This is a genomic window from Mycobacterium shunyiense, from assembly GCF_058270075.1.
In genome coordinates, this window is sequence record NZ_JBZDPU010000016.1 from 159,568 (window position 1) to 183,117 (window position 23,550).

General features: G+C 68.2%; 23 protein-coding genes. 17 read left to right on the plus strand and 6 right to left on the minus strand.

Annotated elements, in window-relative coordinates; translation table 11 throughout:
* Window positions 1-23 precede the first annotated feature (23 nt).
* The 5 genes from AC4ELH_RS20770 to AC4ELH_RS20790 all read left to right on the plus strand — a co-directional run bounded on the left by AC4ELH_RS20770 (window position 24) and on the right by AC4ELH_RS20790 (window position 3,513).
* Window positions 24-413 carry a hypothetical protein gene (locus AC4ELH_RS20770; RefSeq protein WP_064883120.1) on the plus strand — a complete coding sequence of 130 codons (390 nt, stop codon included), beginning with the start codon at window positions 24-26 and terminating at the stop codon, window positions 411-413.
* Between the two features lie 120 nt (window positions 414-533).
* Window positions 534-971: an SRPBCC family protein gene (locus tag AC4ELH_RS20775; RefSeq protein ID WP_064883117.1), complete on the plus strand. Its 438-nt coding sequence runs from the start codon at window positions 534-536 to the stop codon at window positions 969-971.
* Window positions 968-2,242 carry an ArsA family ATPase gene (locus AC4ELH_RS20780; protein WP_498886358.1) on the plus strand — a complete coding sequence of 425 codons (1,275 nt, stop codon included), beginning with the start codon at window positions 968-970 and terminating at the stop codon, window positions 2,240-2,242. The genes AC4ELH_RS20775 and AC4ELH_RS20780 overlap by 4 nt, the downstream gene beginning before the upstream one ends.
* Complete coding sequence (locus AC4ELH_RS20785; protein WP_064960024.1) at window positions 2,239-2,643, plus strand: hypothetical protein; 405 nt, start codon at window positions 2,239-2,241, stop codon at window positions 2,641-2,643. Before AC4ELH_RS20780 ends, AC4ELH_RS20785 begins: the two co-directional genes overlap by 4 nt.
* A 126-nt stretch (window positions 2,644-2,769) precedes the next feature.
* Window positions 2,770-3,513, plus strand: a complete 744-nt coding sequence (locus AC4ELH_RS20790; RefSeq protein WP_498886360.1) for a lysophospholipid acyltransferase family protein — start codon at window positions 2,770-2,772, stop codon at window positions 3,511-3,513.
* Here AC4ELH_RS20790 and AC4ELH_RS20795 read toward each other — a convergent pair.
* Window positions 3,510-4,823, minus strand: coding sequence for a glycosyltransferase 87 family protein (locus AC4ELH_RS20795; protein ID WP_448443192.1), 1,314 nt, complete (start codon window positions 4,821-4,823; stop codon window positions 3,510-3,512). The genes AC4ELH_RS20790 and AC4ELH_RS20795 overlap by 4 nt on opposite strands.
* Window positions 4,824-4,906: 83 nt before the next feature.
* Here AC4ELH_RS20795 and AC4ELH_RS20800 point away from each other — a divergent pair, with 83 nt between their 5' ends.
* The 3 genes from AC4ELH_RS20800 to AC4ELH_RS20810 are packed head-to-tail and all read left to right on the plus strand — an operon-like array spanning window position 4,907 to window position 7,742.
* Window positions 4,907-5,794, plus strand: a complete 888-nt coding sequence (locus AC4ELH_RS20800) for a hypothetical protein (RefSeq protein ID WP_064883112.1) — start codon at window positions 4,907-4,909, stop codon at window positions 5,792-5,794.
* The gene (locus AC4ELH_RS20805; protein WP_055115050.1) at window positions 5,794-6,300 is read left to right on the plus strand and encodes a polyadenylate-specific 3'-exoribonuclease AS; all 507 of its coding nucleotides are present in this window, start codon (window positions 5,794-5,796) and stop codon (window positions 6,298-6,300) included. The genes AC4ELH_RS20800 and AC4ELH_RS20805 overlap by 1 nt, the downstream gene beginning before the upstream one ends.
* Before the next feature lie 44 nt (window positions 6,301-6,344).
* Complete coding sequence (locus tag AC4ELH_RS20810; RefSeq protein WP_064883110.1) at window positions 6,345-7,742, plus strand: class II 3-deoxy-7-phosphoheptulonate synthase; 1,398 nt, start codon at window positions 6,345-6,347, stop codon at window positions 7,740-7,742.
* Between the two features lie 21 nt (window positions 7,743-7,763).
* Here AC4ELH_RS20810 and AC4ELH_RS20815 read toward each other — a convergent pair whose 3' ends face one another.
* The gene (locus AC4ELH_RS20815) at window positions 7,764-9,041 is read right to left on the minus strand and encodes a protein kinase domain-containing protein (protein WP_448443522.1); all 1,278 of its coding nucleotides are present in this window, start codon (window positions 9,039-9,041) and stop codon (window positions 7,764-7,766) included.
* Window positions 9,042-9,077: 36 nt separating this feature from the next.
* Here AC4ELH_RS20815 and AC4ELH_RS20820 point away from each other — a divergent pair, with 36 nt between their 5' ends.
* Complete coding sequence (locus AC4ELH_RS20820) at window positions 9,078-9,482, plus strand: Rv2175c family DNA-binding protein (RefSeq protein WP_448443190.1); 405 nt, start codon at window positions 9,078-9,080, stop codon at window positions 9,480-9,482.
* On the opposite strand, the gene AC4ELH_RS20825 is transcribed toward AC4ELH_RS20820, so the two are convergent.
* The 4 genes from AC4ELH_RS20825 to AC4ELH_RS20840 form a co-directional block, all read right to left on the minus strand.
* Window positions 9,471-11,009, minus strand: coding sequence for an alpha-(1->6)-mannopyranosyltransferase A (locus AC4ELH_RS20825; protein ID WP_448443188.1), 1,539 nt, complete (start codon window positions 11,007-11,009; stop codon window positions 9,471-9,473). The two genes, AC4ELH_RS20820 and AC4ELH_RS20825, sit on opposite strands and share 12 nt — an antisense overlap.
* 31 nt (window positions 11,010-11,040) lie before the next feature.
* Complete coding sequence (gene idsA2, locus AC4ELH_RS20830; protein ID WP_064959998.1) at window positions 11,041-12,129, minus strand: bifunctional (2E,6E)-farnesyl/geranyl diphosphate synthase; 1,089 nt, start codon at window positions 12,127-12,129, stop codon at window positions 11,041-11,043.
* Between the two features lie 121 nt (window positions 12,130-12,250).
* On the minus strand, window positions 12,251-12,967 hold the full coding sequence (locus AC4ELH_RS20835) for an LppM family (lipo)protein (protein WP_064959999.1): 717 nt from the start codon (window positions 12,965-12,967) through the stop codon (window positions 12,251-12,253).
* A gap of 11 nt (window positions 12,968-12,978) precedes the next feature.
* Window positions 12,979-13,572, minus strand: a complete 594-nt coding sequence (locus tag AC4ELH_RS20840; RefSeq protein WP_448443185.1) for a GNAT family N-acetyltransferase — start codon at window positions 13,570-13,572, stop codon at window positions 12,979-12,981.
* A 229-nt stretch (window positions 13,573-13,801) separates the two neighbouring features.
* Here AC4ELH_RS20840 and AC4ELH_RS20845 point away from each other — a divergent pair, with 229 nt between their 5' ends.
* The 8 genes from AC4ELH_RS20845 to mraY all read left to right on the plus strand — a co-directional run bounded on the left by AC4ELH_RS20845 (window position 13,802) and on the right by mraY (window position 23,549).
* Window positions 13,802-14,206: an SCO2097 family morphological protein gene (locus AC4ELH_RS20845; RefSeq protein ID WP_064883151.1), complete on the plus strand. Its 405-nt coding sequence runs from the start codon at window positions 13,802-13,804 to the stop codon at window positions 14,204-14,206.
* 447 nt (window positions 14,207-14,653) lie between these two features.
* On the plus strand, window positions 14,654-15,082 hold the full coding sequence (gene mraZ / locus AC4ELH_RS20850) for a division/cell wall cluster transcriptional repressor MraZ (protein WP_055115035.1): 429 nt from the start codon (window positions 14,654-14,656) through the stop codon (window positions 15,080-15,082).
* Between the two features lie 163 nt (window positions 15,083-15,245).
* The gene (gene rsmH, locus AC4ELH_RS20855; protein WP_448443183.1) at window positions 15,246-16,247 is read left to right on the plus strand and encodes a 16S rRNA (cytosine(1402)-N(4))-methyltransferase RsmH; all 1,002 of its coding nucleotides are present in this window, start codon (window positions 15,246-15,248) and stop codon (window positions 16,245-16,247) included.
* Complete coding sequence (ftsL, locus tag AC4ELH_RS20860; protein WP_498886366.1) at window positions 16,244-17,416, plus strand: cell division protein FtsL; 1,173 nt, start codon at window positions 16,244-16,246, stop codon at window positions 17,414-17,416. Before rsmH ends, ftsL begins: the two co-directional genes overlap by 4 nt.
* The gene (locus AC4ELH_RS20865) at window positions 17,413-19,341 is read left to right on the plus strand and encodes a peptidoglycan D,D-transpeptidase FtsI family protein (RefSeq protein ID WP_064883092.1); all 1,929 of its coding nucleotides are present in this window, start codon (window positions 17,413-17,415) and stop codon (window positions 19,339-19,341) included. Before ftsL ends, AC4ELH_RS20865 begins: the two co-directional genes overlap by 4 nt.
* Window positions 19,342-19,393: 52 nt before the next feature.
* Window positions 19,394-20,935, plus strand: a complete 1,542-nt coding sequence (locus AC4ELH_RS20870) for a UDP-N-acetylmuramoyl-L-alanyl-D-glutamate--2,6-diaminopimelate ligase (RefSeq protein WP_064883090.1) — start codon at window positions 19,394-19,396, stop codon at window positions 20,933-20,935.
* Window positions 20,932-22,473 carry a UDP-N-acetylmuramoyl-tripeptide--D-alanyl-D-alanine ligase gene (locus tag AC4ELH_RS20875; RefSeq protein WP_448443179.1) on the plus strand — a complete coding sequence of 514 codons (1,542 nt, stop codon included), beginning with the start codon at window positions 20,932-20,934 and terminating at the stop codon, window positions 22,471-22,473. The genes AC4ELH_RS20870 and AC4ELH_RS20875 overlap by 4 nt, the downstream gene beginning before the upstream one ends.
* Window positions 22,470-23,549: a phospho-N-acetylmuramoyl-pentapeptide-transferase gene (mraY, locus tag AC4ELH_RS20880; protein ID WP_448443177.1), complete on the plus strand. Its 1,080-nt coding sequence runs from the start codon at window positions 22,470-22,472 to the stop codon at window positions 23,547-23,549. The genes AC4ELH_RS20875 and mraY overlap by 4 nt, the downstream gene beginning before the upstream one ends.
* Window position 23,550 lies beyond the last annotated feature (1 nt).

Below are 23,550 nucleotides of genomic sequence, written 5' to 3' on the forward strand. Positions count from 1 at the left end.
CGCATGTGTGAAGCTTGTCCGCGATGAACAGCATTCAGATCGCCGACGAGACATTCGTCTGCGCCGATCCGGTCGCCGTGGGCGCCGCGGTCGCCGACCCCGCCAGCTGGCGGCGGTGGTGGCCCGACCTGGTGCTCAAGGTCGTCGAGGACCGCGCCGAGAAGGGCCACCGCTGGAATGTGACCGGTGCGTTGACCGGCACCATGGAGGTCTGGCTGGAGGAGGTGATGGACGGTGTGGTGCTGCATTACTTCTTGCACGCCGAACCGTCCGGCGCCACGGCAAAGCAGTTGGCCGATATGGATCTGGCAAAGATGAACCACCAGCGCCGCGTGGCGGGCAAGGCGATGGCCTTCGGGATCAAGCAGCGGCTGGAGTCGGCGCGCCCGGTCGGGGTGTCCCGACTGGCCTGACGTCTGGCGTGTTTGACCGGGTCTATCTGCGGGAGGGTAGATTTCTCGGCGAGAGCCAGAGCACCCCCGCGGGGCGGGGGAAGTAGGGGAACCCCGCGTGCGGGGAGATAGGGCGATGCGGTGGCCGACAAGACGACACAGACCATCTACATCGACGCCGATCCGGTGACGGTGATGGACGTCATCGCCGATATCGGCTCGTATCCGCAATGGGTCGCCGAGTACAAGGAAGCCGAGGTCCTGGAGACCGACGCGCAGGGCAATCCCAAGACCGCCAGATTGGTGCTCGACGCTGCGGTGCTCAAGGACACGATGGTGCTGGCCTACGTGTGGCCCGCTGATCGCACCTCGGTGACCTGGTCCTTGGTGTCCAGTTCGTTACTGCGGTCGCTCGAGGGGGCATACCGCTTGGCGCCCAAGGGATCCGGCACGGAGGTCACCTACGAGTTGTCGGTCGACCTCATCATCCCGATGATCGGGTTGCTCAAGCGCAAGGCTGAGCGCAGGCTCACCGACACGGCGCTCAAGGACCTCAAGAAACGAGCCGAGGCTGAGTGAATTCGCCGGATGGGAGCACACCTTCTCCTGCGAGGATCAGCCTGTTCGTCGGCAAGGGCGGCGTAGGTAAGTCGACGCTGGCAACAGCCACCGCGGTTCGCGACGCCGCTGCCGGCCGGCGGGTACTGATCGTGTCCACCGACCAGGCGCATTCGACCGGCGATGTCCTCGGGATCGCGCTGGCTCCCACCGGGGAGCGCGCGCCCACCCGGGTGCTCAGTGATCTGGACACGGGACTGACCGGCGTGGGCGGTGTACTGGACGCCCTCGCGTTGGACACGCTGGCCCTGCTGGGTGCGCGCTGGGCCTCTACGGCCGGTCCGTTGGCGGCCCGGTTCCCCGAGTCGGACCTGGGAGATGTTGCCCCAGAGGAACTTTCGGCGCTACCGGGAATCCAGGAAGTGCTCGGGTTGCACGAGGTGGGTGAGCTCGCCGAATCCGGTCGTTGGGATCATGTGGTCGTGGACTGCGCCTCGACCGCTGATGCACTGCGGATGCTGACGCTGCCCGAGACGTTCGGCCTATATCTGGAGCGGGCCTGGCCGCGGCACCGCAGGCTGTCCGGTTCACCGGACGCGGTCAGTGCGGCCGTCGTGGCCATGATCGAACAGGTGGATGCCGGTATCCGCCGGCTCGGCACCTTGCTCACCGACGGTTCACGGGTGAGCGCGCATCTGGTGCTCACCCCGGAGCGGGTGGTGGCCGCCGAAGCCTCCCGGACCCTGGGGTCGCTTGCCCTGATGGGCGTCGAGGTGGGCGAGATCATCGTCAATCAGATTTTGGTACAAGATGATTCGTTCGAGTACCAGAACCTTCCGGCACACCCCGCCTTCGACTGGTACAGCGAGCGGATCGCCGAGCAGCAGACCGTGCTCGACGAACTCGACGCCACGATCGGCGACGTGCAACTGGTGCTCGTACCGCACGTGCCGGGCGAACCGATCGGTCCCAAGGCGCTGGGGGAGCTGATCGACAGCGCGCGACGGCGCGACGGATCACCGCCGCCGGGACCGCTGCGGCCCATAGTTGATCGGGAGTCGGGGTCTGGACTCGAAGCGGTGTACCGATTGCGGCTAGAGTTGCCGCAGATCGATTCGGCCGGCCTCACGCTGGGCCGCGTCGATGACGACTTGATCATCGGCGTCGCAGGCATGCGCCGCCGCGTGCGGTTGGCCTCCGTCCTGCGTCGGTGCATCGTGACGGATGCCCAACTGCGCGGTGGCGAGCTGACCGTACGTTTTCGTCCGAACCCGGAGGTGTGGCCGGCATGACGGGGTCTCATCCCGAGCTGGGTTCGGAGCTGCGGCAATTGGCGCAGGAAATCCTCGACCGGCTGGATCCGGCGGTGCGGTTGGCAGCGGCCAACTTCGCGGCGTCGGCCGACAGCGCCCCGGGCAAGTGCCAGCAGGTGTGGTGCCCGGTGTGTGCGCTCGCTGCGGTCGTCAACGGCGAGCAGCATCCGCTGCTGACGGTCATCGCCGAGCACAGCGTGGCGCTGCTGACGGTGATCCGGGCGGTCCTCGATGATGAACGCGACGACGACGGAGATAGGGGTGCCGAGGGAGGTAGCCCGTCACCCGACGGAGGGCCGGACGCGCCGCCGCCCGACGATAACCCGCCCCCGCCGCCTCCGGGCCGCTACCAGCACATCCCGGTCACCGTAGAAGATTGAGCAAACTGAGCAGTTTGCTGTACCGCTGAGACTCAGCCGGCGTTCAGGGCTTGATGTGGTAGCCACAACATGGCCTGGGTACAGTTGTCGCAGAGCATTGCGCGGTGCGCACAAGGTGGAGGGTCCATGTGGTATTGGCTGTTCAAGTACATCCTGTTGGGCCCCTTGCTGGCCCTCCTCGGCCGGCCGAAAATCGCTGGGCTGGAACATGTTCCGACCGACGGTCCGGCCATCCTGGCCAGTAACCACCTGGCGGTGATGGACAGCTTCTACCTGCCGCTCGTGGTCAGCCGCCGCATCACGTTCCTGGCCAAGCAGGAGTACTTCACCGGCACCGGGATCAAGGGCCGGTTCCTGGCCTGGTTCTACACCGTCGTCGGCCAGGTGCCGATCGACCGCACCGACGCGGATTCGGCGCAGGCCGCACTGAACACCGGCGCGCGGATCCTCGGCGAGGGCAAGCTGCTCGGCATGTATCCCGAGGGCACCCGCTCACCCGACGGCCGCCTGTACAAGGGCAAGACCGGACTGGCCCGGCTGGCCCTCGAGACCGGCGTGCCGGTGATCCCGGTGGCCATGGTCGGTACCGACGTGGTGAACCCGCCGGGATCGAAAGGGCTGCGGTTCGGCCGGGTCGAGGTCAGGTTCGGCAAGCCCATGGACTTCAGCCGGTTCGACGGCCTGGCAGGCAACCGCTTCATCGAGCGCGCCGTGATCGACGAGGTCATGTACGACCTGATGGACCTCTCCGGTCAGGAGTATGTCGACATCTACGCCGCCGCCATCAAGGAGCGCGCTCAGCAGACCAACGGTCAGCCGGTCGACACCACCAAGCCGGCGTCGCGACTTCCGCACGCCGCAGCGGGTTAGGCCGCTTCGCCCCCGGTCAACCGGACCAGCGGGGCGGCGGGCTCGGCGCTGGTCTGACCCGCCCGGGCGGTGCAGGCCAAGCCGATGACCGCGATGACCGCGAGTGCCCACCACAGGTAGGCGTCACCGGCCAGCTGCCGAATCAACGACGCGGCGGTCTCGTGGTGGGGCGTCAACAATGCGATGGGCGTCCACACCATCAGGGCGAGGCCGATCAGGGTCACCAGGGCCAGCGACAGCGCGGCCAGGGGGATCTTGCGCATCCGGAAGGCGAGCACACCGGTCACCAACAGGGTCGGCAGGGTCCAGACCCAGTGATGCGACCACGACACCGGCGACACCACCAGCCCGAACATGGCGACGCAGATCAGTGCGACCACCGGGGCCTCATCGGCGCCCGAGCGCAGGACCCGTCGGGCCGCCCACACCGTCAGCGCCAACACCGCGAAGCAGGCCGCGACCCACAGGGCGAACCGCGGACCCTCGGACAGGCCGAGCCGGGCCAGCGTGCCTGCGATGTTCTGGTTGGTGTTGAGCGTGGCCGTACCGATCCGGTCGGTGTTGCGCACCGTCTCGGTCCAGTACTCGATCGAGTCCGTCCAGGCCAGGACAAACCCGGCCAGCGTCGCCACCACCGCAGCCGCGGCGGTCCGCAGCAGCGTGTGGACGTCGCGGCGCAACAGGAAGTACAGCAGGAACACCGCGGGGGTGAGTTTGAGCGCGATCGCCAAGCCCAGCAGCACACCGCGGGGCCACGGCGTGCGGCGCGGAACGCAGTCGGCGACGACGAGCGTCATCAGCACCACGTTGATCTGCCCGAACTCGAAGTTCGACCGGATCGGCTCCAGCCAGATGACCGCGGGCGCCACGAGCGCGGCGGCCAGCCAGCAGCGCCGCAGCCAGGCTGGCTCGGAGGTGATGGCCGTGTCGGGCCAGACGTTCAGCCGGGTCAGCACGATCACCATCGAGACGATCAGCAGCACCAGTGTGGTGGCTGTGATCGCCACGCTCGCCGCCGGTAACGAGAGCCAGGCGAACGGGGCGAACATGATCGCCGCGAGCGGGGGATAGGTGAACGGCAGGTCGAGGCCGCCCTGCGTGTGGAAAATGGCGCCGTCGGCGTACAGCGGCTGGTTGTCCAGCCACGCCCGCCCGCCCATCCGATATACGTCGATGTCGATGCGATAGGGCACGTGCCCCAGAAGCTTCCAGCCGACCAGGATCAACCCGGCTGCTGTGAGCAACTGAAAAAGCCGCCACCCGATCGTCGGTGCCCAACCAGCCCCGCCGGGCGACTGCCGCTTACTCATGTCCTCAACAGACTATCGGGGGCAACCCGAAGAGGGCGCATCCGCACTCGCGACGCGCGCAGGTCGGCGTAAGTTCTCTGTCCGTGCACGCGACCGTTCACCTCGAATTCCTCACGCGCGATCGCCTGCCGCTGCTGTGCTGCCTGGTGGCGTTCATTCTGACGTTCTTCGTGACCCGCATCGTGGTGCGTTACATCCGCCGCAATGCCGGCAGCGAACGGCCGCCCAGGTGGTGGCAGCCCCGCAACATGGGACACGGTTCGGTACACATCCACCACATGGTGATCGGCGTCGTGCTGGTGCTGGTGTCGGGCGTGACGATGGTGACGCTCGCGGTCAACGGCGGTGTACCCGAGTTCACGGTGGCTGCGGTGTTCTTCGGAATCGGGGCGGCCCTGGTACTCGACGAGTTCGCACTGATCCTGCATCTGTCTGACGTGTACTGGGCCGAGGACGGCCGCACGTCGGTGGATGCGGTGTTCGCCGCGGTCGCGGTGGCCGGGTTGTTGATCCTAGGTTTCAATCCGCTGTCATTCTTTGATATCGGTATCTGGCGCGAGGACCAGTCGGCGGCCATGCGCGTGCTCGTGGTCGGGGTGGCGGTGCTGACCCTGCTGCTGGCGGTGGTGGTTCTGCTCAAAGGCAAGGTGTGGACTGGATTGGTGGGCATGTTCATTACCCCGTTGTTGTTCGTGGGGGCGGTTCGGCTGTCGCGGCCGCATGCACCGTGGGCGCGCTGGCGCTACACCGGACATCCGCGCAAGATGCACCGTGCACTGGAGCGGGAGCGCTGGCTGCGCCGGCCAGTGGTGCAGGCAAAGCTGTGGTTGCAGGACGCGATCACCGGGATGCCGAAGTTCCCCGACGATGCCACCGTCGATGCGCAACTGGATCGCGAGATCCACGCGGCCCCCGCACCGGTGTCGACCGCGGCGGCGAAGACGGACGAGCGGGCAGGACGGATTGGTTGATGCGCTACTTCTACGACACCGAGTTCATCGACGACGGTCACACCATCGACCTGATCTCGATCGGCGTGGCAGCCGAGGACGGCCGTGAGTACTACGCGATCTCGACGGAATTCAATCCGGACCGGGCCGGTCGGTGGGTGCGCAAACACGTATTGCCCAAGCTGCCGTCGCCGTCGTCGAAGCTGTGGCGGTCACGGCGGCAGATCCGGTCGGAGCTGGAGGATTTCTTCGACATCGACGGTGATGAACCGATCGAGCTGTGGGCCTGGGTGGGCGCCTATGACCACGTGGTGCTGTGTCAGCTGTGGGGGCCGATGACCGACCTGCCTCCGGCGATGCCGCGGTTCACCCGTGAGCTGCGGCAGTTCTGGGAGGAGCGTGGGTCACCGCGGATGCCGGCGCGACCGACCGATGCGCATGACGCGCTCGTCGACGCACGGCACAATCTGCACCGTTTCCAGCTGATGACGGGTGAGGGGCTCAGGCCGGCGCGGCAACCCGGCTGACAAAGCCCTGAAAACGGCCGTTCACCGGCGGCTACCATGAACGGGTGAACTGGACCGTCGACATCCCCATCGACCAGCTGCCACCACTGCCTCCGCTGACCGACGAGCTGCGTCAACGGCTCGATGCGGCGCTGGCCAAGCCGGCCGTGCAGCAGCCCAGCTGGGACCCGGACGCGGCCAAGGCCATGCGTACCGTGCTGGAGAGCGTGCCTCCGGTCACCGTGCCCTCGGAGATCGAGAAGCTCAAGGGCCTGTTGGCCGACGTCGCCCGCGGCGAGGCCTTCCTGCTGCAGGGCGGCGACTGCGCCGAGACGTTCGTCGACAACACCGAGCCTCACATCCGGGCCAACATCCGCACCCTGCTGCAGATGGCGGTGGTGCTGACCTACGGCGCCAGCATGCCGGTGGTCAAGGTGGCCCGTATCGCCGGCCAGTACGCCAAGCCGCGGTCGGCGGATCTGGACGCGCTCGGCCTGAGGTCCTACCGAGGTGACATGATCAACGGCTTCGCGCCGGATGCCGCGGTGCGCGAGCATGATCCGTCGCGGTTGGTGCGGGCCTACGCCAATGCGAGCGCCGCGATGAACCTGGTGCGCGCGCTGACCTCGTCCGGGCTGGCGTCGTTGGACCTGGTGCACAACTGGAACCGCGAGTTCGTCCGGACCTCGCCCGCCGGCGCCCGGTACGAGGCGTTGGCCGGGGAGATCGACCGGGGCCTGAAGTTCATGTCTGCCTGCGGGGTGGCCGACCGTAACCTGCAGACTGCCGACATCTTCGCCAGCCACGAGGCGCTGGTGATCGACTATGAGCGCGCGATGCTGCGGCTGGCCGATCCTGCGGAGAACCCGGACGGGCCGCGCAAGCTGTACAACCAGTCCGCGCACTACCTCTGGATCGGTGAGCGCACGCGTCAGCTCGACGGGGCCCATGTGGCACTGGCCGAGGTGATCGCCAACCCGATCGGGATCAAGCTGGGGCCGACGACCACGCCGGAGATGGCTGTCGAGTACGTCGAGCGCCTGGATCCGAACAACGAGGCAGGCCGACTGACCCTGGTGACGCGCATGGGCAACAACAAGGTGCGCGATCTGCTGCCGCCGATCATCGAGAAGGTCCAGGCCACGGGCCATCAGGTCATTTGGCAGTGCGACCCGATGCACGGCAACACCCACGAGTCGTCGACCGGGTACAAGACCCGCCACTTCGACCGCATCGTCGACGAGGTGCAGGGGTTCTTCGAGGTGCACCACACCCTGGGCACCCACCCCGGAGGCATCCACGTCGAGATCACCGGTGAGAACGTCACCGAGTGCCTCGGTGGGGCGCAGGACATCTCCGATTCGGATCTGGCCGGCCGCTACGAGACCGCGTGCGATCCGAGACTCAACACCCAGCAGAGTCTGGAGTTGGCGTTCCTGGTCGCGGAGATGCTGCGCGGCTAGCGAATACGGGCTGTCGACCGGCTATAACAAGACGCCGACGTGGCTGCCCAGCGTCCATGCTGCGGCGGCCACGAGTCCCGTCAGGGTGAGGACCGCGATCACCCAGAACGCCAGGGCCCGTTTGGCGCGCTGCCGGGCCCACTGGAACTCGCTCATCTCGATGCCGGCGAACTGCCCTGCTTCGAAAGAGTATTCGGCGTCTTCGGGGCCGGCCGGGATCGGTGCCCAGTCGTGCTGGTCGCGGGTGATCTCCCGGGTGGGCTGGCGCGGTGCAGGGGCGACCGGTGGGGCCAGCGGCGGGGGCGGCGGTGCGGCCGTCACGACGGTGGCGCTCTCCGCCCGACCGGCGTGGGCGTCACCGAGATCATGCACGCGGGTGGCGGCCAGGTGCTGCGCCGAATGTTGCGGTGCGGGCACCCGGAATGCCGGCAGCCCGAGGTCATCGACGATCTCGGTCAATTCCGCCCGCATCTCGTCGGCGTCGGCGAAGCGCTGCCCCGGATCGCGTGCCGTGGCGCGGCGCACGAACTGGTCGAATTGCGTTGGTACCCCTGCGATCACCCCGCTCGGCGCCGGTACATCGTTGTCCATGCGCTGGTAGGCCACGGTGAGCGCCGAGTCTCCAGTGAACGGGGTGACTCCCGTGAGCAGTTCGTAGGTGAGGATGCCGACGGCGTACACGTCGCTGCGCGGATCGGCGTCGCCGGTACTGACCTGCTCGGGGGACAGGTAGGCCGCAGTGCCCAGGATCACGCTGGTCGAGGTGATCTTGGCCTCGGCGACGGCGCGCACCAGACCGAAATCGGCGATCTTGACCTCGCCGTCGTCGGAGATCAGGACGTTCTCGGGCTTGATGTCGCGGTGCACGAGGCCGGCGCGGTGTGCGACTGCGAGCCCGCCGAGCACCGGAGCCAGCACCGCGGCGACCGCGTGCGGGGGCATCGGGCCACGTTCGGCCAGCAGCTCGCGCAGCGTGCCGCCCTCGATGAGTTCCATGACGAGGAAAGGTGGTTGGTGGGACGTTCCGGAGCCTCCGCCGCCCTGGTCGTAGACCGCGACCAGCCCAGGATCCTTCAACCGGGCCACGGCCTTGGCCTCGCGCCCGAACCTGGTCAGGAAGTGGCTGTCGCCGCTGTAGCGGGAGTCCATCACCTTCAGCGCCACGGGGCGGTCCAGGCGGACGTCGAGGCCGCGATAGACCGTGGACATACCACCGGTGGCGATGGTGGTCTCCACGCGATAGCGCCCGTCGAGCATGGTGCCGACGAGTGGATCCGATTGCTGCTCCACCGGACACATGTTACGAGTTGCGGCCATGGTCCTAGAATCAGTGCGGTGAGCAGCATTCCGGTCGCCGATGATGTCTTGGACCCTGACGAGCCCGTCTACGACCTACCGACGGTGTCGGGTTTGCTCGGCATCCCGGTCACCAAGGTGCATCAACAATTGCGCGACGGCCAGTTGATCGCCGTGCGCCGTGACCGCGTCATGGTGGTGCCGCAGATCTTCTTCGATGACAAGGGCCACGTGGTCAAGCATCTGCCCGGCCTTCTGGTGGTGCTGCGCGACGGTGGTTACCGCGACACCGAGATCGTGCGCTGGTTGTTCACCCCGGACGAGTCGCTGACGATCACCGCCGACGGACGCACCGAGCAGGTGTCCAATGCCCGCCCGGTCGACGCCCTGCATTCCCACCAGGCACGCGAGGTGCTGCGTCGCGCGCAGGCGTTAGGTTACTGACGGTTCTTTTTCGGCCGCCGGCTCAGCCGTGGGCCGCTCGGGTGCGCGGTACAGCGAATACCACGCCACGACTGCGCATGCCGTGGTCAGCAGGACGTGTGCCCACGAGTACATGCCGTGGGCCCCATCGGGTTTCCACATCACCATGATCCAGGTGGACAGCCCGGCAACCACCGCGATGGCCGGTCGGGTCTGGATCAGGGCGGCCGCCACGGCCAGCGGCCACGTGTAGTACCAGGGCAGTGCAGCGGGGACGAACAACACGACCACAGCCATGGCCAGGGCGGTTCCGGTGAGGGCTTCACGGTCGGTGTGCCGGTAGCGCCACCACAACAGCGGCAGCGCGATCACGATCGTCAGGATGCCGATGATGCGGGTGACCTCGAGCACGGCGTAGAAGTTGACCGGGAAGATCAGGCCGCCGACGGCGTTGATCAGGTTGGCGGCGGCCGTGGGGACCGTGAGCCAGTTGATGATCTTGACGTTGCCGGCAGCAAGGGCCGAGAGCCAGCCGAGGCCGACACCGGCGAGCCACGACATCACCGCGAACACCGCGGCGAGGATCGCCATGGAGGCGGCGGTGGCCAGGACGAATGCCCGCACCGGTGAGTGGTCGTGGCGGTCGCGCAGTTGCCGTGCCCACACCCAAACGATGAACGGAAGTGCAAGTCCCGCGGTTGCTTTGACTGCGACGGCCATGGCGATCAGGCCGACACCCCAGACCGGGTGTTGTCGGAACGTCAGTGCGATGCCGGCCATCATGAGCCCGACCATCAGCATCTCGTTGTGCACGCCGCCCATCAGGTGGATGATCACCAGCGGGTTGAGCACGCAAACCCACAGTGCAGCGGCGGGGCTCGCGCCGATGTGCCGCGCGACGCGCTGGGTCGCCCAGATCAGCAACACCAGACCGGGCAGCATGCACAGCCGCAGCAACATGGTGCCGGCCACGACGTCGTCGCGGACCAGCATCGTGACGAACTTGGCGACCAGGATGAAGGCCGGTCCGTAGGGTGCGGTGGTCGTTGTCCAGATCGGGCTCACGTTGTCCAGCAGGACGTTCGGATTCTCCACCGGCCCCACCACGTACGGGTCGAAGCCGTCGCGCAACAGTGCGCCCTGGGCGAGGTATGAGTAGGTGTCACGGCTGAACAGCGGCACACTCAGCAGCAATGGCGCGAGCCAGAAACCCGTCGTGGCCACCATGGTGTAGACGGTGGCGGTGCGGTCGATCACGCGCCGGCCCAGCCAGAGCCAGGCGATCAGCATCATGGCGACGCCGACCCACAGCAGGATCGAGGACAGCACGAGGCCGTGCCCGAATCGCAGCCAGGACAGATGCAGCGACTCAAGGAGCGGGTCGTGTATCCGGGTGCTGCCCGAGCCCAGGCCGCCGATGGTCAGTACGGCCGCGCCCAGGAAACCCAGCCGGGCCGGGCGGGCATCGGCGGACACCGCGAATGCAGCCAGGCGTGAGATGTGTTGCGCAACCCCGGTTCTCGGGGTCTCGGTCGGCATAGTTGTCATGAGGGAGTCGTCATGTCGTTGTGACGTGCTCCTACGCCGACCGGCTCGCCGAGAATCGGGCGATCTCGGCCAGGCCGGTCTTTGCCTGGGGATGGATGGGGGCGGCGGCCAGGGTGTCCAGCGCGCGGTTGGTCAGCAGCTCGATGTGCGCCTCGACGGCGGTGAGGGCGCCCACTGATTCGATGGCCCGGCACAGTTCGCCCACCTGGGCGTCGGACAGCTCGGTGCCCACCGAGGTGCGCAGCAGCTCTGCGGCTGCGGGGTCGGACTTGTCGGCGAGCTCGAGTGCCTCGGCCAATAGCACCGTGCGCTTGCCGGATCGCAGGTCGTCACCGGAGGGCTTTCCGGTTACCGCCGGGTCGCCGAACACCCCGAGCACGTCGTCGCGGAGCTGGAAGGCGACCCCCAGATCGTTGCCGACCTGGTGGAAGATCTGCTGCACGTCGGGCCGGTCGGCGGCCGCGGCGGCACCCAGCTGCAGCGGACGGGCCACGGTGTAGGACGCGGTCTTGTAGGTGTTGACGTTCATCGCCGAGGCCACCGATTCGGCGCGGCTGGCCTCCGCGACGATGTCGAGGTACTGACCGCCGAGGACTTCGGTGCGGATGTGACGCCAGACCTGCTGGACGCGCTGCTGTGCGTCGGCGGGGATCGGGGCCGCCGCGACGATGTCGTCGGCCCAGGACAGCGCCAGGTCGCCGGCCAGGATGGCCGCCGACAAACCGAACTGTCGCGACGAGCCGTGCCAATTGCGCTCGCGGTGCCGGTCGGCGAACACCCGGTGCACGGTCGGCAGGCCACGGCGGGTGGCCGAATCGTCGATGACGTCGTCGTGCACCAGGGCGCAGGCCTGCAGCAGTTCCAGTGCGGCGAACAACCTCAGCACATAGGGATCAGCGGGGCGGTCGGCCGGGTCGATCACCGCGCGCCAGCCCCAGTAGGCGAAGGCCGGGCGCATCCGTTTGCCGCCGCGCAGCACGAATTCTTCGAGGGCCTCGGTCAGCTCGGCGTAGTCGGTTCCGATGTACTCGCAGTCGCGGCGGCGCTCACGGAGATAGTCGCGCAGTTGGTCGGTGACGGCTGCGGCCAGCTCGACGGTTGACGGAGCCGATGTTTGCACGCTCAGCGCCCGCCCCTTTCTGTGTTCAACGGTGTGTCCGGAGAGTGCACTCAGCGTAGAGCGTGTCACGCGTTTTGTACCAAGTGAGGCCCGCCTGGTGATTGCTGGGCGAGGACGGCGGTCAGTCGCCGCCGGTGACCGGGTCACCCGGTTTCGGGGAGGTGTCCCGGCTCATCCAGGCCAGGCTCCCGATCACGCCGGCCACCAGGAACGCGCCGACGATGAGCCAGATGGTCGCGGTGGTGAAGGACCGGGCACTGGGATCGGTGTAGCGGGCCTGGGCGCTCATGGTGCTGACGATTCCCGGTCGCAGTTTCCATTCCACGATCGAGGAACTCACCTGATCACCGTTGGTGGATGTCACTTCGCCGGGGAACGACACTGTCAGCAGGACGTCGGCCTGCGGATCGTTGAGAGAGGTGAGGTCCACCCGGCCTTCCAGGATCACCAGGTCACCCGCGCGGCGCAGGGAGATGTCGACGCCGGCGGCATCCCGGCTCATGCCGGCCAGTTGGGGCAGTTCGGCGAACGTGAGGTCGGAGAAGACGGCCTGGGAACCGACGTAGTCGTCGCGGCTGTACTCCGAGACGGCGACCTTCGGGGCGAACGGAAGGTTGTTCAGCAGCTGCGGGCCCTTGTCGTCGGAGTCGCGCGGCTTGGCCGCGGCGATGATCTGACCGGACACCCTGTCGTCGGGGGAGACCGTGATCGACGTGCGGACCCGGACGCAGCCCACCGCCATGGGAAGGATCAGCAACAACATCACCAGGGTCAGCAGACGGGTTCGTCGGCTACGTCTGGGCAGGCGGCTGGGTGGTCGGACGTGCACGCTGGTCATCGTGCCAGATCTCACAACGGCAGTGGGCGACCGAGGATGGCGAACGGCCGGGGGTCGCCGGCGAAGTGGTAACCGCGAATCACGTCGGTGAATCCCAGCCGCCGGTACAACCGCCACGCCCGATTGGCCTCGCCGTTGATCTCAGGGGTGGACAACAGCACGTGAGATTCATCCCGCCCGGCCAACAGTCGCCTGGTCAGAGCCTCGCCGAGGCCCTGCCCCTGGGTGCGCGGTTCGATGTGCAGCTCGGTGAGTTCGAAGTAGCTGGCCATCAGGTCGGCGATGTGCACCGGCTTGGTGCCCATCCGCTGCAGACCGGAGATGACTTGTTGCTGCCACCACTGATCCGGCGCGCCGCTGTAGCCGTATGCGATTCCCAGCAGGGGAGCGTCGAGCAGTTCCGCGCTGTCGGGCCTGGTGGATTCGGGGGCCTCGACGGCAGCCACGCATTTCCAGCCTGCGCGCCGCGTGTGTTCGAGCCACAGGGCGGCGCGCTGTTCCTCGGTTCCGCGCGGGTAGCGCATGGCGTCGACGTACACGCGCAGAGCCTCGGGAAGCCGGCGCTTCATATCGTCCGGCGACAGATCGATGAGATACGTCGCCAATGCTTTCGCCTTTCGCCCGTCCGGTGTCCTGCCTAACTCATTATCTTCAGCATTATCCGGTTGACAGACGGTCGGTCCCGTCGACCCGAGCTATCTCGCGACGACCTACAATCGACGACGAACAAGGTGGTACGGCTCGGATCGACCTCGTATCATTAGGGTTAGGTGCCCGTGATTGCGGGCACGTGAAATCTTGAAGAGCGACGGCGGCGTCGGCAAGGAGGGACGAATGCCACTCTCCGATCATGAGCAGCGCATGCTCGATCAGATCGAGAGCGCGCTGTATGCCGAGGATCCCAAGTTCGCCTCGAGCGTTCGTGGTGGGACCTTGCGCGCGCCATCGGCTCGGCGCAGGCTTCAGGGCGCGTTGTTGTTCGTCCTCGGCCTGGCGTTGTTGGTAGTCGGTGTCGCGGTGAAATCGCTGTGGCTCGGTGGTTTCCCGGTGTTGTCGGTGTTCGGCTTCGTCGCGATGTTCGCCGGCGTCGTGTTCGCCGTCACCGGCCCGCGCGTGACCGGCGGTCCCGGGCGTGCGGCCCAGGGTTCCGGCAGTGCGCCGCGGCAGCGTCGTCAGCGCGGCGGCGGCTCGTTCACCACTCGGATGGAAGACCGGTTCCGGCGCCGGTTCGACGACTGAACCGTCTGACTGAGTCAGGGGGCAGCCCGTAAAGGGGTTGCCCCCTTTTTTTGTGTGCTTTCCTGCCTCCGCGTCGGGTGCAGACGGCGGCCCAGCGACACGCCGGAGTAGGTGCCCCGCTCCCGGTGGTGGGGCGGTGTGGGGGAGATCGGCAGATTCTCAGGGAATTCCGCCCCACAACCCCCCACCTTCGCGCCGCGGTTCTTCACCTGCGGTTTCTCTGTTTCTGTGGGCTTCGGTGGGGCGCCGAGCTGCGCTCAGGGGGCAGTTCTGGGGGGATCAGGTGGGGGGACCGCCCAAACTTGCCCAACTAAATGGAGCAAAGTGGGGGATCGTGGGGTAAAGTGGCGGCCAACGGGGAAACGGAACCCCGTTCGGAGGGCAGAAGGCCTGGCCTGGATCTCACAAGCGCCTCGGGATCCGAACCGGGTGGCGGGAGGTGTCCAGATGTTTCTGGGTACCTACACGCCCAAGCTCGACGACAAGGGGCGGCTCACACTGCCCGCCAAGTTCCGCGACGTACTGGCAGGAGGGTTGATGGTCACGAAGAGTCAAGATCACAGCCTGGCCGTGTACCCGCGGGACGAGTTCGAGGAACGTGCACGCAAAGCGGTCGAAGAGGCCAAGGCGCATCCGGAGCGTCGTGCGCAGTTGCGGGTTTTCGCCGCGGCCGCGGACGAGCAGCGTCCGGACGGCCAGGGTCGGATCACCCTGTCGGCGGATCACCGTCGCTACGCAAACCTGTCCAAGGAATGCGTGGTGATCGGGTCGGTCGACTACCTGGAGATCTGGGACGCCGACGCGTGGCAGGAGTACCAGCAGACCCACGAAGAAAACTTCTCCGCGGCCACTGATGACACTCGCGACGTTCTGTGATGGTGCCGCTGACACAGCCGGTCAACCGGCGGCCGGTCTGGACTTAGCCCGTGCAACGAGGCCTCTGCCCGAATTGGCCCTGGCGTACTTCCCCAACGCCAGGTCCGTGAATTCGGACAGAGACCCCGGTGCAGGGGCCATTCCGAGCGGAGGTGTTTCAGCGGTGCCAGATTCCCCAGATCAGTCCGACTCCGAGGGCCACGGTCACATTCCGGTTCTGCTCGACCGCTGCGTCGAGCTGCTGGCCCCCGCGCTCACCCGTCACCACGACGACGGCACGGGCGCTGTGCTGGTGGACGCCACGCTCGGCGCGGGCGGCCACTCCGAGCGCTTTCTCACCGACTTCCCGGGTCTGCAGGTGATCGGCCTGGACCGTGACCCCAACGCGCTCGGCATAGCCGGTGCCCGACTGGCTCCGTTCGGTGACCGGATGCGGCCCGTGCGGACCCGCTATGACGGAATCGCCGGGGCGATCGCGGATTCCGGATTCACCCAGATCGACGGCGTGCTGTTCGACCTCGGTGTGTCCTCCATGCAGCTCGATCAGACCGAACGCGGCTTCTCCTACTCGGCCGATGCGCCGCTGGACATGCGAATGGATCCCGACGCCCCGTTGACGGCCGCGGACATCCTCAACACCTACGACGCCAAGTCGATCGCACGCATTCTGCGGGACTTCGGCGAAGAGCGCTTCGCCGGCCGGATAGCCGACAAGGTCGTCAAACGCCGGGCGCAGCAACCGTTTTCGACAACCGGTGAACTGGTCGAGCTGCTCTACGAGGCGATCCCGGCGCCGGCTCGTCGTACCGGGGGGCATCCGGGAAAGCGGACATTCCAGGCGCTGCGGGTGGCGGTCAACGGCGAATTGGATTCGCTGCGCGCCGCCCTGCCTGCTGCGCTTGCCGCGCTGACCGACGGCGGACGGATCGTGGTCATGTCCTATCAGTCGCTCGAGGACCGGATCGTCAAGCAGGCGTTTGCCGCGGCCACCGCCTCGCGGACCCCTCCTGGCCTGCCCATCGAATTACCCGGCCATGAACCCGAATTCGTCACGCTGACCCGCGGCGCCGAGAAGGCCCGCCAAGTCGAGATCGATCGCAATCCGCGTAGCGCTCCGGTGCGGCTGCGGGCACTGGAGAAGGTTGGGGAAGGGGGCAACTCATGAAGGTCAAGCGACCCGAGCAGCTGCGCGAGGCAGACCGCAGGCGTCCGGTGCGTCAACCCGCGCGAGGTGGCGGGCGGCGCACCGAGCAGGCCCCGCCGCGCAAGCGTCGGCCGGGTTCCGAACAGCGGCCCGCGCGTCCGGCGTCGAGTGCCGGCCCGATTCAACGGCCGGGTACGCGTCCGGCCCGCCCCAAGAGCGCCAGCCAGGCAAAGGCCCGGGCGAAGGCTCGTAAGGCGAAGGCTCCCAAGGTTGTCCGTCCGCCACTGCGGGTCCGCCTGCGGGAGCGTCTGCTGGTCCGGCTGGCCTCGATCGAGCTGAATCCACGTGTCCTGATCTCCCGGGTCCCGTTCGTCGTGCTGGTGATCGCGGCGCTGGGTCTGGGGCTCGCGGTCACGCTGTGGCTGTCGACCGGTTCGGCTGAGCGGTCCTACCAGTTGGGTCACGCCCGCCAGGTCAATGAGGGTCTGATGCAACAGAAAGAGGCGCTGGAGCGCGATGTGCTCGAAGCGCAGGCGGCTCCGGCGCTGGCCGAATCCGCCCGCAATCTGGGCATGATCCCATCGCGCGATACCGCACACCTGGTGCAGGATGCCGCAGGCAACTGGACCGTCGTCGGCACTCCCAAGCCTGCCGAAGGCGTGCCGCCGCCCCCGTTGAACACGCCGCTGCCCGAGGAGGCCCCGCCGGCTCCGCCCGCGCCCCCGGCCCCGCGGGTCGTCGATCCGCGCGAGCTGACGGTGCGGGCGCCGCGTCCGGGTGCTCTTGGCGTACCGGGCATTCCGGTCCCTCAGGTCGATGCGCCCCATGGGGCGCCGGGTGCCGTTCCTCCGGTGCCCGGGCCGGTCCTGCCGGGACCGGCACCGGAGGTGCTGGCCGCTCCGGCGCCTGCCCCGTTGGCCGCGCCCGCGCCGGTTGACCCCGCACAGCTCGCACCGCAACCGGTCCCCGAGCCGACGCACGTGCCGGGTGTGCCGACCGCACCCGGACCGGCCGCGCCTGCACTGGCCGCGCCCGCACCTGTCGCGCCTACGCCTGTCGTGCCTGCGCCTGTCGCGCAGGCGCTGGCAGCTCCGGGCCCGGTCACCCCGGTGGAGCAGTTCAGCCCGCCGGTGGCGCCGGCGGCGCACATCCCGGCTGCTGCCGTGAACGCTCAGGCACCGGCCGCATGAGCCGCGGCCCGGGCCGCGGCGGCCAGACGCCCAAGCAGCAGCGGGCCAAGAAGGCCTCGCCTGGACCCGGGCACGAGGCGGGAGCTCGCCGCACCAGGGTTGCCGCTCCCGAAACAGGTTTGCGCAGCTCGTCTTTCGTGTTCCGGCATCGCGCAGGCAACCTGGTCATGCTGGCGGTGCTGGTGATCGCGGCGGTGCAGTTGTTCACGCTCCAGGTGCCCAGGGCGGCTGGTCTGCGTGCCGAGGCGGCCAGTCAGCTCAAGGTCACCGATGTGAACCCGGCGATGCGGGGCAGCATCGTCGACCGCAACGACGACAAGCTGGCTTTCACCATCGAGGCCAAGGCGCTGACGTTCCAGCCGGTCCGGGTCCGCAAGCAGCTCGCCGAGGCCAAGGCCAAATCCAGTGAGGCGCCGGATCCGGATCGCCGGCTCGTCGACATCGCCAAGGAGATCGCCGCCCGGCTCGACAACCGGCCCGATTTCAAGACCGTGCTCAAGAAGCTGCGGAGCAACGAGACTTTCGTCTACCTGGCCCGCGCGGTGGACCCCGCGATCGCGAGCGCGATCATGGACAAGTTCCCCGAGGTCGGTGCCGAGCGCCAGGACCTGCGCCAGTACCCGGGTGGATCGCTGGCGGCCAACATCGTCGGCGGCATCGACTGGGACGGCCACGGCCTACTGGGACTTGAGGATTCGCTCGACGCGGTGTTGGCAGGTTCCGACGGTTCGGTCACCTACGACCGCGGCTCGGACGGCGTGGTGATCCCGGGCAGCTACCGCAACCGGCACGACGCGGTGAACGGGTCCACGGTGCAGCTGACCCTCGACGACGACATCCAGTACTACGTCCAGCAGCAGGTGCAGCAGGCCAAGGACGCCTCGGGTGCCAAGAATGTCTCGGCTGTCGTGCTCGACGCGAAGTCCGGTGAGGTACTGGCGATGTCGAACGACAACACTTTCGACCCGAGCCAGGATCTGGGGCGGCAGGACAGCCGGCAGATGGGTAACCTGCCGGTCTCCTCGCCGTTCGAGCCGGGTTCGGTGAACAAGATCATCACCGCCTCGGCGGCGATCGAGTACGGTCTGGCCAACCCGGACGAGGTGCTGCAGGTGCCCGGCTCGATCGACATGGGTGGGGTCACGGTCCGCGACGCGTGGAACCACGGCGTGATGCCGTACACGATGACCGGCGTGTTCGGGAAGTCGTCGAACGTCGGCACCCTGATGCTGGCCCAGCGCGTCGGCCCGGATCGGTTCTACGACATGGTGCGCCGGTTCGGGCTCGGGCAGCGCACCGGCGTCGGCCTGCCGGGTGAGAGCTCGGGGCTGGTGCCGCCCATCGATCAGTGGTCGGGCAGTTCGTTCTCCAACCTGCCCATCGGGCAGGGTCTTTCGATGACGCTGCTGCAGATGGCGGGGATGTATCAGACCATCGCCAACGACGGGGTGCGCATCCCGCCGCGGATCATCAAGTCCACGATCGCGCCGGACGGCACCCGGACCGATGAGCCACGGCCCGAAGGGGTTCGGGTGGTGACACCGGAGACCGCCCGTACGGTGCGCAACATGTTCCGTGCCATCGTGCAGCGCGATCCGATGGGCTACCAGCAGGGCACCGGCCCGCAGGCCGCGGTCGAGGGCTACCAGATCGCGGGCAAGACCGGTACGGCGCAGCAGATCAACCCGGCGTGCGGCTGCTACTACGACGACGTCTACTGGATCACCTTCGCCGGCATGGCGCCCGCGGACGATCCTCGCTACGTCGTCGGCATCATGATGGACGCCCCGCACCGCGCCGCGGACGGCTCACCGGGATCCTCGGCGGCGCCGCTGTTCCACAACATCGCCTCGTGGCTGCTGCAGCGTCACAACGTCCCGTTGTCGGCCGATCCGGGGCCGCGGTTGACGCTGCAGGCGACCTGACCGCGATAGTCGTGGGTGGTGCGGTCGGCGGACCGCAGATGGGTACTGTGGCATGGCCATGAAGCTGCGTCCCAGCCGTCCCGCCGGCCAATACCTCGTGCCGCTCGCCGAACAGGTCCAAGCGGCATCCGCCACCGGAAATCCGTTGCCCGAACTTCGGGTGACGGGAGTGACCCTGCGCGGCCAGGACGCCCGGCCCGGGGACCTGTTCGCGGCGCTGCCGGGCTCGGCGGTGCACGGTGCGCGCTATGCGGCCGACGCGGTTGCCGCCGGCGCGGTGGCGGTGCTCACCGACGCCGCCGGGGCCGCCGAACTGAACGCGCTCGAGGTCCCGATCCTGGTGCATCCCGACCCTCGTTCGGTGCTCGGCGAGGTGGCCGCCGAGGTGTACGGACGTCCGTCGGAGCGGCTGACCGTCATCGGGGTGACCGGCACCTCGGGCAAGACCACCACGACGTATCTGGCCGAGGCCGGTCTGCGGGCCGCCGGGCGGGTGGCCGGGCTGATCGGCACGGTGGGGGTGCGCATCGCCGGCCGCGATCTACCGAGCGCGCTGACCACGCCCGAGGCGCCGGATCTGCAGGCGCTGCTGGCGCTGATGGTCGAAAGCGGTGTCGACACCGTGGTGATGGAGGTGTCGAGCCATGCGCTGACGCTGGGCCGCGTCGACGGAATCGTCTTCGCGCTCGGCGGGTTCACCAATCTGTCGCGCGACCACCTGGATTTCCATCCGACGATGCAGGACTACTTCGAGGCCAAGGCCGGCCTGTTCGACCCCGAGTCGCCCAACCATGCCCGCGCGGCGGTCGTGTGCGTCGACGACGATGCGGGTGTGGCGATGGCCCGTCGGGCCGAGAAGGTGACGACGGTGAGCGCCGCAGGCGCGGCTGCAGACTGGCAGGTGCGCGATGTCTCGGCGGTCGGCGTCGGGTCTCAGGAGTTCACCCTCGTCGACCCGGCCGGGGTGGCCCACCGGATGCGGATCGGGCTGACCGGTGCCTACAACATCGCCAATGCGGCTCTGGCGGTCGCGCTGCTGGACGGGGCCGGCGTGACACCCGAGCAGGCGGAGCCGGGGCTGCGTGCGGCGACCGTGCCGGGGCGGCTGCAGCCGATCGACCGCGGACAGGAGTTCCTGGCGCTGGTCGACTACGCGCACAAGCCTGGTGCGCTGCAGGCGGTGCTGGAGACGCTGCGGGCGTCGGGTCCGGGCCGCATCGGGGTGGTGTTCGGGGCCGGCGGCAATCGGGATACGGGCAAGCGTGCGCCGATGGGACGAGTGGCGGCCGAACTGGCCGACCTCGTCGTCGTCACCGATGACAATCCGCGCGACGAGGACCCCGCGCTGATCCGGGCTGCGATCATGGCCGGCGCCGCCGAGGCGCAGACGTATGCGGAGGTCGTGGAGGTCGCCGACCGGCGAGCGGCGATCGAGCGTGCGGTGGCCTGGGCCGGGCCCGGCGACACGGTGCTGATCGCCGGTAAGGGCCACGAGAGCGGCCAGACCGGAGGCGGCCACACCAGGCCGTTCGACGATCGTGACGAGTTGGCGGCGGCGTTGGAGGCACTGAAGGAAGGGGAGTCGGGCACGTGATCGAGATGACTGTCGCCAGGATCGCCGAGATCGTCGGCGGTGAGTTGGCCGACATCACCGCCGAAGAGGCGGCCGCCACCGCGGTCACCGGCACCGTCGAATTCGACTCCCGCGCGATGGCTCCCGGCGGCTTGTTCCTGGCCCTGCCCGGTGCCCGCTCCGACGGCCATGACTTCGCGGCGACGGCGGTGGCGGCCGGGGCCGTGGCGGTGCTGGCCGCGCGCCCCGTCGGGGTGCCCGCCATCATCGTCAAGCCCGAGCCTGGGGCAGCCGACGCCGCGTCTGGCGCTTTGGAATTCGACACCGACGGCTCCGGCGCGGCGGTGCTGGCCGCCCTGGCCAAACTTGCGGCGGCGGTGGCGGCCGAGCTCGTCGCCGGTGGGCTGACGATCATCGGGGTCACAGGATCCTCGGGCAAGACCTCGACCAAGGATCTGCTGGCCGCGGTGTTGGACCCGCTGGGGCAGGTCATCGCGCCGCCGGGCTCGTTCAACAACGAACTGGGCCATCCCTGGACGGTGTTGCGCGCCACGCCCGAGACCGATTACCTGATCCTGGAGATGTCGGCCCGGCATCCTGGCAACATCGCCGCCCTGGCTGCGATCGCCCCGCCGCAGATCGCGGTGGTGCTCAACGTCGGCACCGCCCACCTCGGCGAGTTCGGTTCGCGCGAGGCCATCGCCAACACGAAAGCCGAGTTGCCGCAAGCTGTTCCGGCCTCGGGCGTGGTGATCCTCAACGTCGACGACACCGCGGTGGCGGCCATGGCCGGCAAGACCGCGGCCCGTGTGGTGCGGGTCTCGCGTGAGCCCGGTTCCGAGGTCGACGTGTGGGCCGGTCCGGTCGCCCTCGATGGTCTGGCGCGCCCGCGGTTCACGCTGCACGCCGGCGGCGGGCAAGTCGAGGTGGCGCTCGCGGTGCACGGCGATCACCAGGTCGGCAACGCGTTGTGCGCGGCCGCGGTCGCGCTGCAGTGTGGGGCCGGTCTGGAACAGGTGGCCACGGCGCTGGCGGGCGCCGGCCCCGTCTCGCGCAACCGGATGCAGGTCGGTACCCGCGCCGACGGTGTGACGGTGATCAACGACGCCTACAACGCCAATCCGGATTCGATGCGCGCCGGCCTGAAGGCGCTGGCCTGGATGGCCCGGCAGGGCCCCGGTGACCACGCGGGTGAATCCGAGGCTGACCTGCACGGAAAGCGCCGCAGCTGGGCGGTGCTCGGTGAGATGGCCGAACTCGGTGACGACGCGATAACCGAGCACGACGCCATCGGACGGTTCGCGGTGCGCTTAGATGTGTCTCGGTTAATCGTCGTCGGAACCGGGAGGACTATGAACGCCATGCACCACGGCGCGGTGATGGAGGGTTCGTGGGGATCTGAGTCCACGATGGTCGACGACGCCGATGCTGCGCTGGCCTTGCTGCAGGCTGAGCTGCAGCCCGGGGATGTGGTGCTGGTGAAGGCATCCAACTCGGTGGGGCTGGGTGCGCTGGCCGACGCGCTGGTCGCGGCAGAAGTGGGGAATGCCGACCGATGAAGCTCATCCTGATCGCCGTCGGTATCGCCCTGACGGTTTCGATCCTGCTCACCCCGGCACTGATCCGGCTGTTCACCAAGCGTGGGCTGGGACATGAGATCCGTGAGGACGGCCCGGCCAGCCACGCCAAGAAGCGCGGGACGCCGTCGATGGGCGGCGTGGCGATCGTGGCCGGCATCTGGGCGGGCTACCTGGGCACCCATCTGGTCGGGGTGGCCCTGGGCGGTGACGGTCCGTCGGCCTCGGGGCTGTTGGTGCTGGGGCTGGCCACGATGCTCGGCCTCGTCGGCTTCGTCGACGACCTGATCAAGCTGCGGCGCTCGCGCAACCTGGGCCTGAACAAGACCGCGAAGACCGTCGGCCAGCTGACCGCCGCGGTGCTGTTCGGCGTGCTGGCCCTGCAGTTCCGCAACGGTGACGGCCTGACTCCGGGCAGCCCTGAGCTGTCCTATGTTCGCGAGATCGCCACGGTGACGCTGGCGGGCTGGGTGTTCGTGTTGTTCTGCGTCGTGATCGTCAGCGCCTGGTCCAACGCGGTGAACTTCACCGACGGCCTGGACGGGTTGGCGGCAGGCGCGATGGCGATGGTGACCGCGGCCTACGTCCTGATCACGTTCTGGCAGTACCGCAATGCCTGCGCCACGGCGCCCGGTCTGGGCTGCTACAACGTGCGCGACCCGCTGGACCTGGCGATCGTCGCGGCGGCGACCGCGGGCGCCTGTATCGGCTTCCTGTGGTGGAACGCCGCACCGGCCAAGATCTTCATGGGCGACACCGGCTCGCTGGCACTGGGCGGCATCATCGCCGGGCTGTCGGTGACCAGCCGCACCGAGATCCTCGCGGTCGTGCTGGGTGCGCTGTTCGTGGCCGAGGTGACCTCGGTGGTGGTGCAGATCTTGGCGTTCCGCACGACGGGCCGCCGCGTGTTCCGGATGGCACCGTTCCACCACCATTTCGAGTTGGTGGGCTGGGCGGAGACCACGGTCATCATCCGGTTCTGGCTGCTGACGGCGATCGCCTGTGGTCTGGGTGTGGCCCTGTTCTACAGCGAGTGGCTCACCGCTGTCGGGGCCTGAC

Coding starts and splice junctions, on each gene's coding strand:
- AC4ELH_RS20770 (WP_064883120.1), top strand. CDS start 24: ATGAACAGCATTCAGATCGCCGACGAGACATTCGTCTGCGCCGATCCG.
- AC4ELH_RS20785 (WP_064960024.1), top strand. CDS start 2,239: ATGACGGGGTCTCATCCCGAGCTGGGTTCGGAGCTGCGGCAATTGGCG.
- AC4ELH_RS20790 (WP_498886360.1), top strand. CDS start 2,770: ATGTGGTATTGGCTGTTCAAGTACATCCTGTTGGGCCCCTTGCTGGCC.
- AC4ELH_RS20795 (WP_448443192.1), bottom strand. CDS start 4,823: ATGAGTAAGCGGCAGTCGCCCGGCGGGGCTGGTTGGGCACCGACGATC.
- AC4ELH_RS20805 (WP_055115050.1), top strand. CDS start 5,794: ATGCGCTACTTCTACGACACCGAGTTCATCGACGACGGTCACACCATC.
- AC4ELH_RS20815 (WP_448443522.1), bottom strand. CDS start 9,041: ATGTGTCCGGTGGAGCAGCAATCGGATCCACTCGTCGGCACCATGCTC.
- AC4ELH_RS20825 (WP_448443188.1), bottom strand. CDS start 11,009: ATGACAACTATGCCGACCGAGACCCCGAGAACCGGGGTTGCGCAACAC.
- AC4ELH_RS20835 (WP_064959999.1), bottom strand. CDS start 12,967: ATGACCAGCGTGCACGTCCGACCACCCAGCCGCCTGCCCAGACGTAGC.
- AC4ELH_RS20845 (WP_064883151.1), top strand. CDS start 13,802: ATGCCACTCTCCGATCATGAGCAGCGCATGCTCGATCAGATCGAGAGC.
- mraZ (WP_055115035.1), top strand. CDS start 14,654: ATGTTTCTGGGTACCTACACGCCCAAGCTCGACGACAAGGGGCGGCTC.
- ftsL (WP_498886366.1), top strand. CDS start 16,244: ATGAAGGTCAAGCGACCCGAGCAGCTGCGCGAGGCAGACCGCAGGCGT.
- AC4ELH_RS20865 (WP_064883092.1), top strand. CDS start 17,413: ATGAGCCGCGGCCCGGGCCGCGGCGGCCAGACGCCCAAGCAGCAGCGG.
- AC4ELH_RS20870 (WP_064883090.1), top strand. CDS start 19,394: ATGGCCATGAAGCTGCGTCCCAGCCGTCCCGCCGGCCAATACCTCGTG.
- mraY (WP_448443177.1), top strand. CDS start 22,470: ATGAAGCTCATCCTGATCGCCGTCGGTATCGCCCTGACGGTTTCGATC.